The 13,116-nt window shown below is 66.1% G+C and carries 13 protein-coding genes; 3 read left to right on the forward strand and 10 right to left on the reverse strand.

Annotated features, from left to right (window positions below):
* Window positions 1-42: 42 nt before the first annotated feature.
* From blaOXA to PMI42_RS32925, 4 genes are read right to left on the reverse strand one after another with little or no spacing between them, the layout of a single operon-like run.
* Window positions 43-900, reverse strand: coding sequence for a class D beta-lactamase (gene blaOXA, locus PMI42_RS32910; RefSeq protein WP_050994432.1), 858 nt, complete (start codon window positions 898-900; stop codon window positions 43-45).
* Window positions 901-935: 35 nt separating this feature from the next.
* On the reverse strand, window positions 936-1,196 hold the full coding sequence (locus PMI42_RS32915; RefSeq protein WP_008143095.1) for an EscU/YscU/HrcU family type III secretion system export apparatus switch protein: 261 nt from the start codon (window positions 1,194-1,196) through the stop codon (window positions 936-938).
* The gene (fliK, locus tag PMI42_RS32920; RefSeq protein WP_008143097.1) at window positions 1,193-2,779 is read right to left on the reverse strand and encodes a flagellar hook-length control protein FliK; all 1,587 of its coding nucleotides are present in this window, start codon (window positions 2,777-2,779) and stop codon (window positions 1,193-1,195) included. Before fliK ends, PMI42_RS32915 begins: the two co-directional genes overlap by 4 nt.
* A 56-nt stretch (window positions 2,780-2,835) precedes the next feature.
* Entirely contained in the window at window positions 2,836-3,630 is a 795-nt protein-coding gene (locus tag PMI42_RS32925) for an ATP12 family chaperone protein (RefSeq protein WP_008143100.1), read from the reverse strand.
* A 69-nt stretch (window positions 3,631-3,699) separates the two neighbouring features.
* Here PMI42_RS32925 and PMI42_RS32930 point away from each other — a divergent pair, with 69 nt between their 5' ends.
* Complete coding sequence (locus tag PMI42_RS32930; RefSeq protein ID WP_008143102.1) at window positions 3,700-4,146, forward strand: hypothetical protein; 447 nt, start codon at window positions 3,700-3,702, stop codon at window positions 4,144-4,146.
* Between the two features lie 182 nt (window positions 4,147-4,328).
* Here the strand turns inward: PMI42_RS32930 and PMI42_RS32935 are convergent, their stop codons facing one another.
* From PMI42_RS32935 to PMI42_RS32945, 3 genes are read right to left on the reverse strand one after another with little or no spacing between them, the layout of a single operon-like run.
* Complete coding sequence (locus PMI42_RS32935) at window positions 4,329-5,543, reverse strand: RluA family pseudouridine synthase (RefSeq protein ID WP_008143104.1); 1,215 nt, start codon at window positions 5,541-5,543, stop codon at window positions 4,329-4,331.
* A gap of 52 nt (window positions 5,544-5,595) precedes the next feature.
* Window positions 5,596-6,933, reverse strand: a complete 1,338-nt coding sequence (locus PMI42_RS32940) for a replication-associated recombination protein A (RefSeq protein WP_008143107.1) — start codon at window positions 6,931-6,933, stop codon at window positions 5,596-5,598.
* On the reverse strand, window positions 6,930-8,336 hold the full coding sequence (locus PMI42_RS32945) for a DegQ family serine endoprotease (RefSeq protein WP_008143109.1): 1,407 nt from the start codon (window positions 8,334-8,336) through the stop codon (window positions 6,930-6,932). The genes PMI42_RS32940 and PMI42_RS32945 overlap by 4 nt, the downstream gene beginning before the upstream one ends.
* 313 nt (window positions 8,337-8,649) lie before the next feature.
* On the opposite strand from PMI42_RS32945, the gene PMI42_RS32950 reads away from it, so the two are divergent.
* Entirely contained in the window at window positions 8,650-10,263 is a 1,614-nt protein-coding gene (locus tag PMI42_RS32950; RefSeq protein ID WP_008143111.1) for an OprO/OprP family phosphate-selective porin, read from the forward strand.
* Window positions 10,264-10,437: 174 nt separating this feature from the next.
* Here the strand turns inward: PMI42_RS32950 and PMI42_RS32955 are convergent, their stop codons facing one another.
* Entirely contained in the window at window positions 10,438-10,815 is a 378-nt protein-coding gene (locus PMI42_RS32955) for a winged helix-turn-helix transcriptional regulator (RefSeq protein ID WP_008143113.1), read from the reverse strand.
* A 136-nt stretch (window positions 10,816-10,951) separates the two neighbouring features.
* Between PMI42_RS32955 and PMI42_RS32960 the strand changes: the two genes are divergently transcribed.
* Window positions 10,952-11,965: a zinc-binding alcohol dehydrogenase family protein gene (locus PMI42_RS32960; RefSeq protein WP_008143116.1), complete on the forward strand. Its 1,014-nt coding sequence runs from the start codon at window positions 10,952-10,954 to the stop codon at window positions 11,963-11,965.
* A gap of 105 nt (window positions 11,966-12,070) precedes the next feature.
* Here the strand turns inward: PMI42_RS32960 and PMI42_RS32965 are convergent, their stop codons facing one another.
* Window positions 12,071-12,367: a DUF1330 domain-containing protein gene (locus PMI42_RS32965; protein ID WP_008143118.1), complete on the reverse strand. Its 297-nt coding sequence runs from the start codon at window positions 12,365-12,367 to the stop codon at window positions 12,071-12,073.
* A gap of 8 nt (window positions 12,368-12,375) precedes the next feature.
* Window positions 12,376-13,116 (reverse strand): SDR family NAD(P)-dependent oxidoreductase (locus PMI42_RS32970; protein ID WP_008143120.1); only part of this gene is annotated, 741 nt, incomplete at its 5' end.

Here is a 13,116-nt window from a genome sequence, read left to right on the forward strand (position 1 = left end):
TTGGTCGGAAGGATGCTAATCGAGCGGGTTCGCGCGCGCCAGCTAGACCGCACCGATCTCGGCAAGGCAGGCTTGCGTCAGAGGCATGCGCTCGCCGACGAGACGCGGCTCGGGGCAGTCCATGTTGAGCGCGAACACGGTGTGCGCCCCGCCCTTCTCGGCCCAGCCCACCATCCAGCCCAGCGACGGCTCGCCACGCTCGGCCCCCAGCAGCCCGGACTTGGCGCGGATGACGCTGTCGCCGACCTTGGTCACCGGAAGGATGTCGGCGACGAGATCCTGGCTGCGCTTGCTGATCGGCAGCGCCCGGCGGCGCAGCCGGTCGACGAAATCGATCTGCTCGATCGGATCGATGCGCAAATTCCCGGTGAGCCAGAACTGGTCGATACCGCCGCCGATGTCGCGATTGCCGTAGTCGAACAGATCAACGTATTTCTGCATGCGCTCCTGCCCGATCCGGCGCGCGATCTCCTGATAGACCGGCACCGCACTCACCGCGATCGCGCTACGAAGCGTGTGGTCCTTGTTCCAGGCGTCGATCGGCCGCTTCACGCCGTCCCACGGGAACACATCCTTGTCGGGGTCGGTGACGATTCCGGTCTCCAGCGCAATCAGCGAGTTCGGAATCTTGAAGGTCGAGGCCGGCAGCTTCGCTTCGCCCGAGCGCTCCTTGTCGCTGGCGACGATCAGATAATCCTCGACCTTGTAGCCCACGAAGGTGCCTGATGTGCCGAGATCGGTGAAGCGCTTTGCGAGACTCTCGCGGATCTCGTTGCGCGGCGGCGCGACATGGGCGAGTGCGCGCTGCGGCAGGATGGCAGAGGCGGCGAGAAGGCCGAGGGTGGAACGGCGGGTGAGCAAGGGCGGCGTCCGTTGAGCTTTGGATGTGGTCGAGACCATGCAGCCGCTATCGTGGTGAAACGATGACAGCGCGCTCAGCGCCGGCCCGACAGCCGCAGCACGAACACCAGCACTTCGGCGACGGCCTTGTAGAGATCCGGGGGAATCTCCTCGCCGAGTTCGACCTTGGAGAGCGCGCCGGCCAAAATCTCGTTTTCCTCGATCGGGATGTCGTTGGCCTTGGCGATCTCGACGATCTTTTCGCCGATCGTGCCGCGGCCCTTGGCGACGACGACGGGCGCATTGGAGCCCTTCTCGTAATGCAGCGCAATTGCGAGCTTGGATGGATCGCTCATGTGGCGCGATCCAGGAAGTGGCCGGCGCGGGGCGGTGCCGGCTGCGGCGGTGTGCCGTCGCGGACCAGGATGTCACCGGGATTGAGATCAGCGCGCGTCAGCGCCTGATTGAGCTCGCCGATGCCGGCGCGAAGCTGCTGTGCGGTCGCCGGCCGCTCCGCCCACATCCGCACGAAGGTCTTGTCGCCATTCAGCGTGATCAGCGCATGCACGGGGCCGGCCGGCTCGACATTGAGCGTGAAGCGCGCTCGCCAGGCGCGACTGGCGGGGTCGGCGGACTCGTTGCCCCCATCGCGCGAGATCTCGAACTGCGCCATCGCGGTGCCCTGCGGGGTCGCGAAGGGAATCTCGAAATTCCATTGTGGCACAGCCGGATCGATGCGGTGGCCGCTGGCATCGGTCCGATCCGGGAGCGAGGCGACCTGGAGCAGCGTCTGCCGCGCGATCGCGGCATCGGTGTCGTCGAGCAGGCGGTGCACGGTTGCGGAGAGCGGCGTGTCAGGCGCGAGCGATGGCGATGCGATAGCCTGTGTAGCCGGCAGGGCACCGCGGAATGGCGGCGGTGTCGTCGTGCGCGTGGCCGCCTCAAGCAGGTGCGCATCCGGCACGGCCTTGTTCGAGCCCGGCACGTTGCCTGTCATTCGCGGCAGGTTTTGCATGGCCTCCTGCAGGAGGCTCGCGGCAAGACCGGCGGACATGGTCCGCGGCATCGCGGCCTGCTGAGCGCCGCCAGCGATGTCGGCGAGCACCGCAGCCGCGAGATCGGCGCTGCGCGGCATCTGTTGGGCGATCTCAGCTTCCGTTGAAGGCAATCCGGCCGGCGCAGCGGTGACCTGCGGCGTCGCCGCGGTACCGGTCGGAAGCGCGGCAGCTTGCGCCTGTGGCGCGGTCTCCAGCGCGGCCAGCGTCTGGCGCAGCACCAGCAGCGCGGCCTTCAGGTCCGGCATCGTGCCTGAAGACGAAGGCGCGCCCGCAGCGAGCGAAGCCTCGAGGAACAGGCCTGACTTCTGGAAGGCGGATTCGATATCGCCGCCGTCGAGGGCGGTGTTGAGCGGCGTCTGCTGCGCCAGCACGTCCAGCACCGCCTGCTTCAGCCCGGCCGGCAGATCGCTGCCGGTGACGACGGAGGCCAGATTGGCAAACAGCGGCGCCTGGCTGCCCTGCTTGGTCGCCGCCTCGGCCGAGGCGATTGTGACGGCGATCTGTTCCGACGGAGTCAGGGTATTGCGTGCCGCGGTCGCGGACGGCGCAAGCGATGGGCTGTCCACGAGAGATGCCGCGCGCGGCGTCAGCGTGATCTGATCGGTCGTCGCCTCGCCTGCCCCGCTCATGACGGCGAGCCGGATGGTACCGTCGTTCTGCGACACCGCGAGCTGGAGATTTTGCCCCGGTGTCAGCGACACCTCGGACATCACGTCCATCGACAGATTGGCGATCGCGATCCGCACCAGATTGTCGGCCATGACGCTGACGACTCTGGCGTCCACCACGCTGCCGGCCTGGAGCACAAGATCGGGCGTCGCCGCATCAGCAACAGGGCTGGCGGCACTGACGGGAAGGATCGAGCTTATCGGCGTCGGCATCTCGGGGCCCAGGGAACGCTGGCCCCCACCCTAAGGCCGCCCTCGTAAACCTCTCGTTAAGGACCTTCGTCCGCCTGCGCCTTCACGGCCGCCAGAACCGTCACGGCGGCCTGAAAATCCTTCAGCCGGGCGGCACGGCGGGCGGCCGCCTCCTCGTCCACACCCCACTTCTCGATGTTCCAGTCCTCGTCGACATGGGCGGCGGTCCAGACCTGGCCGGCATCGCGCACGCCATGGGCCAGGGCCAGCGCCAGCAGCGCCGAGCCGGTCAGGGTCGTCACCACATGGAGCGCAGCGACCGACCAGGCGTCCTCAGGCAGCGCACTGCGGGCGGCCTTGAGCGCCTCGTCCGGCTGCTTCACATGCATGACGCCCTCTGACAGGATGAAATGCGCGCCCAGCGTCTCCGCGGCCCAGAACAGCACGGGGTCCCAATGCGCGCCCTCGCGCGCGACCAGCCCCTCGGGATGGCCGGCGCGATAGAACAGCAGATCGGACTCGAAATATTTCGCGAGGTCCTCGGCTACGAGCTCAACACGCCCGACGACACCCTCGACCACGCTGTTGGCGATCCGCGTCAGCGCCATGGTCATGGGATCGATCGTCTCGCCCTGGGCCGCCCATTCGGCAGCCACCGCAGCGGCGAGCGCGCGCGAGGGGATGATCACCTGGCGGCCGGAGGGCGTGCGGATCGGCTTGCCGTCGAGCGTGATGGCGAAGCCGCCTTCGGCCTCGGTCACGCCGGCCTCCTTGTAGAAGCGCTTGCGCTGGGGCGTACGCGCGGCCTGGCGGATCGAGGCCTGCGGATCGTGCGGGGCCTGGCCCGCAGCTTCTTCGAACAATTCGCGCATTGAATTTCGGCCCCGGTCACTGGATGCTAGGCTTTTAAGATAAGATCGGCGGCCGATAAAGCGAGCAGCATGAGGGAACTTGCGGGCATTGTGGCCCTGTTCGCCGGGCTTTGGCTGGCCGCGGCGGAGGCCGGTTTTCGCACGCCGGAATCGCTGGTCCGCAACGTCTACGCCTTTTACGGCCAGGGTGCCCCGGAGCTGTCAAAGGGGTTGCCGCGGGATGCGGCGACCGCCCGGCAGTTCTTCGACCCGTCCTTGCGCAAGGCCTGGAGCGCGCCGCGGATCGAGCCCTATGATTTCCTGGTGCAGAGCCAGAGCTGGAAGCTCGGCCCGGTCGCGATCGCCGTTGTCCGCAGGCAATACGACAAGACCTATGTCGCGGCGAATTTCGACAATCGCGGGCGGAAGGTCGCGCTGAACTTCATCCTGATCAATGGGCCGGAGGGCTGGCTGATCACCGACATCGAGAGCCCGCATGACACCTTGCGGATGTTTCTCGAGCAGTTTCGGAATTGAGGGTGTGTGGTTGTCGGTCGCAACCGCATTCGCGCTGTCATGCCCCGGCTTGACCGGGGCATCCAGTACGCCGCGGCCTCGCCGTATCCATTACCGTCTCTGGAATACTGGATCGCCCGATCACGTCGGGCGATGACAGCGGAGAATGTGGCTAGCCGCGCGCCTTACTGGTTCGAACGCAACTACTCCTCCGGCGCGTTCTCGATCGGATCGAACCGGCTTGCATCGAGGCCGAGCAGATTCCACGACTGCTGCATGTGTTGCGGCAACGGTGCGGTGGCGTCGATGAAGCCGCCGCGCGGATGCGGAATGACGATGCGGCGCGCGAGCAGATGCAGCCGGTTCTGCAGACCGCCGGGCAACTGCCAGTTCTCGATGTTGAAATATTTGGGATCGCCGACGATGGGATGACCGATATGCTCCATATGCGCACGGAGCTGGTGGGTGCGGCCCGTCACCGGCTTCAGCGACACCCAGGTCAGCTTGTTGCCGGCGGTCTCGACCACAGCGTAATAGGTCACCGCGTGGCTGGCGCCCTCGTCGCCATGCTGGGCGATCCGCATGATGGTGTCGTCCTCGCTTTCTTCCTTGGCGAGGAAGGTCGAGATGCGGCCCTGCTTCGGCTTCGGCAGACCCGGCACCAGCGCCCAATAGGTTTTCCGCGCCGACCGCGAGCGGAACGCGCCGGTCAGGTGTGAGGCCGCAAAGCGTGTCTTCGCGATGAGCAGGCAGCCGGACGTATCCTTGTCGATCCGGTGCACAAGCCGCGGCTTCTGCCCCTTGGAGTCGCGCATCACCTCCAGCATCTGATCGATGTGGCGCGTCGTGCCGGAGCCGCCCTGCACAGCAAGCCCGAACGGCTTGTTCAGCACGAGGACGTCGTCGTCCTCGTAGATCGTCATCTCCTTCAGCGCGGCAAGCGTCTTTTGCGCGGCTTCCGAGAGCTCGCTGACGGCCTTCGGCGTGTCGAGCTTCAGCGGTGGAATGCGGACGCTCTGGCCCTCCTCCAGGCGGTCCTTGCTGTCGACGCGCTTGCCGTCGACGCGCAGCTCGCCTTTGCGGACGACGCGCTGGATGTGGGAGAACGACAGGCCGGGAAAGCGCGCTTCGAGGAAGCGATCGACGCGCATGTTGTTCTCGTCGGCCGTCACCTTGACGGTCTGCACCTTGGTCGGCAGCAGCACTTCCGCGGGCTTCTCCGGCGCAGCCCGTTCCGGCTCCGCTTTTGGCGGACGCCGCTCGGCGCGCTCCGCTGCAAAGCGTGGCGGTTTCGCCCCCGGCTTGCCACCCGGACGCGGCCCGGCCTTCTTCGCAGTCCGTGCCTTGAACGGACGTGACTCATCACGCTCGTCACGCGAACGGGGCTTCGGGTTCATTCTCTTGATACGGCGGCTCATGGTTGCCTGCGTACCCTAAAAGCCGGCTGCCGTCACGGCGAAATGGCCTATTCTAGCGCGAGCTGCCCCGCTCCTTGCGCAGCTTGGCCCAGTAATCCAGCCGCTTCCGGATCTCCCGCTCGAATCCGCGTTCGGGCGGGTCGTAGAAGGTCTGGCGGCCCAGGGCCTCCGGGAAGTAGTCCTGCCCCGAAAAAGCGTCGGGGGCGTCGTGGTCGTATTCGTAGGACGCGCCGTAGCCTTCCGACTTCATCAGCTTGGTCGGGGAATTCAGGATGTGCTTTGGCGGCAGCAGCGAGCCAGCCTGCTTTGCCGTCTGCATGGCGGCCTTGAAGGCGGTGTAGACCGCGTTCGATTTCGGCGCTGTGGCGAGATAGACCACGGCCTGCGCAATGGCGAGCTCGCCCTCGGGATGGCCGAGGAAGTCGAAGGCGTCCTTGGCGGCATTGGCAATCGCGAGCGCCTGCGGATCGGCAAGGCCGATGTCCTCGACCGCCATGCGCACGACGCGGCGGGCCAGGAACAGCGGGTCCTCGCCGGCGTCGAGCATGCGGCAGAGATAGTACAGCGCGGCATCGGGATCGGAGCCGCGCACCGATTTATGCAGCGCAGAGATCAGGTTGTAATGGCCGTCGGCCGATTTGTCGTAGATCGGCGCACGGCGTTGCAGGATGTCCTGCAACTGCACGGCGTTGAAAATCTCGTCCGCCCGCGCCGAACGCCAGACTTCCTCGGCGAGCGTCAGGGACGCGCGGCCGTCACCATCCGCCATGCGCACCAGCACAGCGCGCGCCTCGTCATCGAGCGGCAGCTTCTTGCCCTCGATCTCCTCGGCATGTGCGAACAGCTTTTCGATCGCGGCGGCGTCGAGCGAGCGAAACACCAGGACGCGTGCGCGCGACAGAAGCGCCGCGTTGAGCTCGAAGGACGGGTTTTCGGTGGTGGCGCCGACCATCACCACCGTGCCGTCTTCCATCACGGGCAGAAAGGAATCCTGCTGGGCACGGTTGAACCTGTGTACCTCGTCGACGAACAGCAGCGTGCCCTTGCCCATCTCGCGGCGGGCGCGCGCGGCGTCGAACGCCTTCTTCAGATCAGCGACACCGGAGAACACCGCGGAGATCTGCTCGAAATGCAGATCGGTTGCATCCGCCAGCAGCCGCGCCACCGTGGTTTTGCCGGTACCGGGCGGGCCCCAGAACACGAGCGAGCCCAGCGTGCGCGTTTCCAGCATGCGCGTCAGCGCGCCGTCAGGGCCGAGAATGTGATCCTGCCCTACGACCTCCGACAACGCGCGCGGACGCAGCCGGTCCGGCAGCGGATGCGGAGCCTCGTGGTCGAGCCCCGCCGCGGCAAAGAGAGTTGGCGTCTCCTGTGGTCGCTTCGGACTCATCCGCCCAGCGTGACGTTGATCTGCTGGCCGCCGCGCACCAGCGTGATGCGCCAGATCCGCGGCCGCTCGCCCGCGGCCTTTTCGAGGTCGGCGGTCCTGCTGATCTTCTGGCTGTTGACGGCGAGAATGATGTCGCCCTTCTGGAATCCGACATTGGCAGCCGCGCTGTCGCCGCCGAGATCAGCGATCACAACACCTTCGGTGTCGGCGTCCAGATGCAGCTCGTCGGCGACCGCCGGCGTGATGGTCGAAACCTTCGCGCCCTGGAACGGCGAGCGCGCGGTAATGACGAGCTCGTTGCGTCCGGTGTCAGGCGCGGTCTCCAGCGCAATCGTCACCTTGACCGGCTTGCCGCCGCGCTGCACGTCGATCTGCGCGGTGGCGCCGAGCGGACGGGTCGCGAAGCGGTAGTCGAAGGCATTGGGATCATCCACGCTCTGGCCGTCGATCCCGGTGATGAGATCGGAGGATTTCAGGCCGGCCTTCGCCGCGGGGCCGTTCGACACCACGCTCGCGACCAGCGCGCCGGTCGGCGAACGCAGGCCGAGGCTTTCGGCGATCTCGGGCGTCACCGCCTGCAATTTGGCACCGAGCCAGGGCCGCTTCACCGCCTTGCCGCCGCTCTTGGCGGAGGCGACGACGACGCGCACCATGTTGGCGGGAATCGCAAAGCCGATGCCCTGCGAGCCGCCGGAGCGCGAATAGATCGCGGTGTTGATGCCGGCGAGCTTGCCGCTCATGTCCACCAGCGCACCGCCGGAATTGCCGGGATTGATCGCGGCATCGGTCTGGATGAAGAACTGGTAATCGGTGATGCCGACCTGCGTGCGCGCCAGTGCCGAGATGATGCCGTGGGTCACGGTCTGGCCGACACCAAAGGGATTGCCGATCGCGAGCACGACATCGCCGACCAGCAGCTCATCGGAATTGGTGAAATCCAGCGTCGGGAATTTCTCCTTGGCGTCCTTCAGGCGCAGCACCGCGAGGTCCGTGCGCGGATCCTTCAGCAGGATCTCGGCCTCGAACTCGCGCTTGTCCGACAGCGACACTTTCACCTGGTCCGCGCCCTCGATGACGTGGACATTGGTGACGACGAGGCCGGAGGCATCGACGATGACGCCGGAGCCGAGCGAGCGCTGCATCTGCTCGGGCTGCTGGCCCGGCACGCCGAAGAAGCGGCGGAAGATCGGGTCGTCCAGCAGCGGATTACGGTTCTGCACCACCTTGGCGGCATAGACGTTGACGACCGCCGGCTGCACCCGCTGCACGATCGGCGCATAGGACAGCCGCAACTCGGCCGCCGACGACGGGACGCGACGGTCTTGCGCCGCAGCCGGGTTGAAGTGGGCCGAAAAGCCTATGCACAGTGCCGTGACGGCGGCGGTCCAGGTCGATCGAAACATTCCTACCTCTCGGAAAAGACGCCGGAATATAGGCGCGTTCGCCCCCCAATAGAAGGGCGCCAGGCGGCAATATTCGGCCCCCTGTCCGGTGTGTCCGGCAGGCAAGCCCCGCGTGCGAATCGGCAATTTGCCCGGACGGCGGATTGGCATGATGCGCGTCATCTTGCATGGTGGTGACGAGCGGATTCGGTTGCGGCGAATTGGCATCAGTGGGAACCGCGCAACCGGGCGCAGCGTCGCGGGGCAGTCATCGATCATACCTAGGCTCTCCCGTTACGACTTGGGGAAGTTCGTCAAACGATGGAGGCGTGACGTGAGCAGAACAAGACTTGCAGCCACGGCGATTGGTATCGCTGGCGCGCTGGTGGCCTCGCAGGCCCGGGCCGAATCGGCAAGCAACAGCGAGCAGGAGATCGCGCTGCTGAAGCAGCAGTTGAAATTGCTGGAGCAGAAGCTCGACAAGCTCCAGAGCCAGACCGCCGCGAACACCGCAGCCACGGCAAAGGCCAAGGTCGAGGCGAAGGCCGAAGCCAAGGCCGAAGCGCGCTCGGAGGCGAAGGCCGCCGTCGCCAATGCCAATGCGGCCTTTCCGGTCAAGGGCGCCCCACCCGCCGCCGGCGTCATCGTCACGATGCCGAACAACCGGCCGACCATCTGCACCGCCGATGGGGCAAACTGCGTCGCCATCACCGGCCGGGTGCATTGGGACGTCGGCGGCTACGACTACCGTCCCAACACCGCCGCCACGGTGCCGCAGAAACTCGACAGCGGCGAGAATGTCCGCCGTGCACGCATCGGTGTTGCCGGCAAATTCTTCAACGACTGGAATTTCGCGCTGGTCTACGACTTCGGCGGCTCGTCCGACGGGTTTGGCGGCGCAGCACCGGGATCGCTGCCCGGCGGTGCCCTCTCCGGCCTCGAGAACGCCTATCTCAGCTACACCGGCCTGAAACCGTTCGGCGGCAGGATGGCGATCGAGGCCGGCATCATGGACCTGCCCTACACCATGGACGAGGCCACGAGCTCCAACGATACCATGTTCATGGAGCGCGCTTCGGCCGGTATCGTCGCCACCAACATCGCTGCCGGCGACTTCCGCTCCGCGGTCGGCACGCGCTGGTACAACGACCAGCTCTGGATCGGCGGCTATGTCACGGGGCCGGCGACCGGCGCCATCCACTCCGCATCGAGCGCGGCACCGGCCGGCACCAGCGAGCAATATGGCGCCGTGGCGCGTATTGCCGGCAATCCGATCAGCGGCAAGGACTATTCGGTGCATATCGGCGCCGACGCGGAGTGGCTGATCCAGCCGCCGCGCAATCTCATCGCCAACACGCAGACACTGACGCTCAGCGATCGTCCGGAATTGCGCCTCGACCCGACCGCGCTGATCTCGACCGGCGCGATCCCCAACGTTTCGGGCGCGCAGGTCTACAGCGTGGAAGCGGCGGCGACCTACGGCCCGTTCATCGTCCAGGGCGAGTATTTCTGGTACAATATCGAGCGCACCGCCAACACCAGCGTGCCGCTGGTCGGGGCGCCGAGCCTGAAATTCCAGGGCGGCTATGCGCAGGCCGGTTACGTGCTGACGGGCGAAGGCCGGACCTACAACGCAGCGAACGCGGCCTATAACGGCGTCAAGCCGGCGCATCCGTTCTCGCTCGACGGCGGCGGCTGGGGCGCGTGGGAAATCGCGGGACGTTTCTCGACGATCGACCTCAACAACCAGCTCGCGACCGCCAACGGCATCGCCGGCGGCCGGCAGACCGTCTACACGCTGGCGCTCAACTGGTACGTCAACGGCAACGTCCGCTTCATGCTCGACTATCTGCACGGCACAGTGTCGAAGCAGGCTTCGCCGGTGTCGACCGCCGATGTCGGCTCGAAGTACGACGCCATCGCGATGCGCACGCAGTTCGCGTTCTAGTGCTCGTTATCGTCCCGGGGCGCGCGCAAGCGCGAACCCGGGCCCCATAGCCACGGGGTCGAGTTGGGCGAAAGCTCGCGGTTGCCGGCCCGCGCCAGAACGTCTGCCTGTGGCTATGGGTCCCCGCGTTCGCGGGGATGACATCGCGAATGCGGCGCGCCGGCTAGCGCTTCATCACGCCGCCCGCTTCGGCTTCCTCACGATCACCGGCGGCGGCGCGCAGGACAGCCGCTGCTGGTGGCTCTCGCCCCAGGCCTTCAAAATGTCGATCACCGGCCGCAGGCTCTCACCCAACTCGGACAGGCAATACTCCACCCGCGGCGGCACCTCGGCATAGACCTTGCGGATGACGAGCTTGTCCTCCTCCAGCGCGCGGAGCTGCTTGGTCAGCATGCGCTGGGTGATGCCGGGCATCCGGCGGCGCAGTTCGCCGAAGCGCTGGGTGCCGTCCTGGAGGTGGTAGAGGATTACGCCCTTCCACTTGCCGTCGATCAGGTCCAGCGTCGCCTCGACCGAGCAGCCGGGCCGACGGGTAAAATCTCGCCGTTTCATGCGTGTTTTCCCAATAGTATCCAAACAGGGACTATATCCCCGAATTTACAGTACTTGCCAAATGGGCGCTAGCGGGACAGTTACAGCGGCGGGCGCACATCACAAGCCGTGCGCCAACTGATGGAGAAGACAAGCCATGAAGGCCATCGGCTACAAGAAGTCGCTTCCGATCGAGGATGCAAACTCGCTGATCGATTTCGAAACCGCAAAGCCGGAGCCCAAGGGACGCGACATTCGCGTCGCCGTGAAGGCGGTCTCGGCCAATCCGGTCGACTACAAGGTGCGCAAGCGCGCCGCCCCGCCCGAGGGCGAGACCAAGATCCTCGGCTATGACGCGGCCGGCGTGGTCGACGCCGTCGGCCCCGAGGTCACGTTGTTCAAGCCGGGCGACGAGGTGTTTTACGCCGGCTCGATCCTGCGCCCGGGCACCAACGCCGAATTCCACCTGGTCGACGAGCGCATCGTCGGCAACAAGCCGAAGTCGCTCTCGTTCGCTCAAGCGGCAGCCCTCCCCCTCACCTCGATCACTGCGTGGGAGCTGTTGTTCGACCGGCTCGGCGCCGTGCCCGGCAAGAGCGTCGATCCGCGCACGCTGCTGATCACGGGCGGCGCCGGCGGTGTCGGCTCGATCCTGATCCAGCTCGCCCGCCGTCTCACCGGCCTCACGGTGCTCGCCACCGCGACGCGACCGGAATCGCAAAAATGGTGCCTCGATCTCGGCGCGCACGCGGTGATCGACCACGGCAAGCCGATGAAGGAGCAGATCGAGAAGCTCAAGCTGCCGCCGGTGGCGCTGGTGGCGAGCCTCACCTTCACCGACCAGCACTACAAGAGCATCGCCGAATTCATGGCGCCGCAGGGCCGTTTCGGCCTGATCGACGATCCGCCGGAATTCACCATGAGCACGTTCAAGGGCAAGGCGATCTCGGTGCACTGGGAATCGATGTTCACGCGCTCCTCGTTCCAGACACCGGACATGATCGCGCAACATCATTTGCTCAATGACGTCGCCGACCTCATCGACAAGGGCGTGCTCCGCACCACGCTCGACCAGACCTTCGGCACGATCAACGCGGCAAACCTCAAGCGCGCGCATGCGCTGCTCGAGAGCGGCAAGTCGCGCGGCAAGATCGTGCTGGAGGGGTGGTAGGGACAGGTCTCGCAGGGTGGGCAAAGGCGCACTTGCGCCGTGCCCACCACCTCTCTCGATCGCAAAAGTGTGTGGGCACGCTTCGCTTTGCCCACCCTACGGCAGCTACGCCTCCGGCACGCCTTCGACGAACAGCAGCCGGCGCTCCAGCGCCGTCTGCCGCAGCTTGAGCGCCTCGGCATATTCGGGCGAGGCGTACCATTCCTTCAGCCGCGCCATCGACGGGAATTCGACGATGACGACGGCCTTGGGCGGAAGGTTGCCTTCCGCCAGTTCGGCCTTGCCGCCGCGAACGAGATAGCGCCCGCCGTACTGCGCGATGGTTTTCGCCGCAAGCGCGCGATAGGCTTCAAATCCACCCGGATCGCGCATCTCGACTTCGGAAATCACATAGGCTGGCATGCACGCCCTCAGGCAATCGTGTTGACGATGCCGCCTTCCGCGCGCAACGCAGCGCCATTGGTTGCGGATGCCTCCTTCGAGGCGACGTAGACCACCATGTTCGCGATTTCGTCGACGCTGGCGAAGCGCTGGATCAGCGAACTCGGGCGATGCTGCTTGACGAAATTGGCGGCGGCTTCGTCCACCGACTGGCCGTTCTGCTTGGCGAGATCCTTCACGAAAGTCTCGACGCCTTCCGACATGGTCGGGCCCGGCAGCACGGAATTGACGGTGACGCCCGTGCCGCGGGTCAGCTGCGCGATGCCCCGCGCGACCGAGAGCTGGGCCGTCTTGCTCATGCCGTAGTGGATCATCTCGACGGGAATATTGAGCCCGGACTCCGAGGAAATGAAGACGATGCGCCCCCAGTTGCGCTTGAGCATGCCCTGCATGTAAGCGCGGGACAGTCGTACGCCGCTCATCACATTGACCTCGAAGAAACGCGTCCAGTCCTCGTCGGGGATGTCGAAAAAGTCCTTCGGCTCGAAGATGCCGGCATTGTTGATGAGGATGTCGACCTCGGGCAGCGCTGCCACCAGCGCCTTGCAGCCCGCAGCAGTCGAGACGTCGGCGGCGATGCCGCGCACTTTGACTCCCGCAGTCTCCAGCTTGCGCACGGCTGCATCGACCTTGTCCTGGCCGCGCCCGTTGATCACGACGCGGGCGCCGGAGCCGGCAAGGCCCTTGGCGATGGCGTGGCCGATGCCGGC

It is taken from the genome of Bradyrhizobium sp. YR681 (assembly GCF_000282615.1).
Taxonomy (GTDB): domain Bacteria; phylum Pseudomonadota; class Alphaproteobacteria; order Rhizobiales; family Xanthobacteraceae; genus Bradyrhizobium.

Bases quoted from the DNA above. Each gene is read 5' to 3' on its own strand.
- fliK (WP_008143097.1), bottom strand. From the start codon at position 2,779: ATGCCGACGCCGATAAGCTCGATCCTTCCCGTCAGTGCCGCCAGCCCT.
- blaOXA (WP_050994432.1), bottom strand. From the start codon at position 900: ATGGTCTCGACCACATCCAAAGCTCAACGGACGCCGCCCTTGCTCACC.
- PMI42_RS32935 (WP_008143104.1), bottom strand. From the start codon at position 5,543: ATGAGCCGCCGTATCAAGAGAATGAACCCGAAGCCCCGTTCGCGTGAC.
- PMI42_RS32955 (WP_008143113.1), bottom strand. From the start codon at position 10,815: ATGAAACGGCGAGATTTTACCCGTCGGCCCGGCTGCTCGGTCGAGGCG.
- PMI42_RS32965 (WP_008143118.1), bottom strand. From the start codon at position 12,367: ATGCCAGCCTATGTGATTTCCGAAGTCGAGATGCGCGATCCGGGTGGA.
- PMI42_RS32960 (WP_008143116.1), top strand. From the start codon at position 10,952: ATGAAGGCCATCGGCTACAAGAAGTCGCTTCCGATCGAGGATGCAAAC.
- PMI42_RS32915 (WP_008143095.1), bottom strand. From the start codon at position 1,196: ATGAGCGATCCATCCAAGCTCGCAATTGCGCTGCATTACGAGAAGGGC.
- PMI42_RS32945 (WP_008143109.1), bottom strand. From the start codon at position 8,336: ATGTTTCGATCGACCTGGACCGCCGCCGTCACGGCACTGTGCATAGGC.
- PMI42_RS32940 (WP_008143107.1), bottom strand. From the start codon at position 6,933: ATGAGTCCGAAGCGACCACAGGAGACGCCAACTCTCTTTGCCGCGGCG.
- PMI42_RS32925 (WP_008143100.1), bottom strand. From the start codon at position 3,630: ATGCGCGAATTGTTCGAAGAAGCTGCGGGCCAGGCCCCGCACGATCCG.
- PMI42_RS32930 (WP_008143102.1), top strand. From the start codon at position 3,700: ATGAGGGAACTTGCGGGCATTGTGGCCCTGTTCGCCGGGCTTTGGCTG.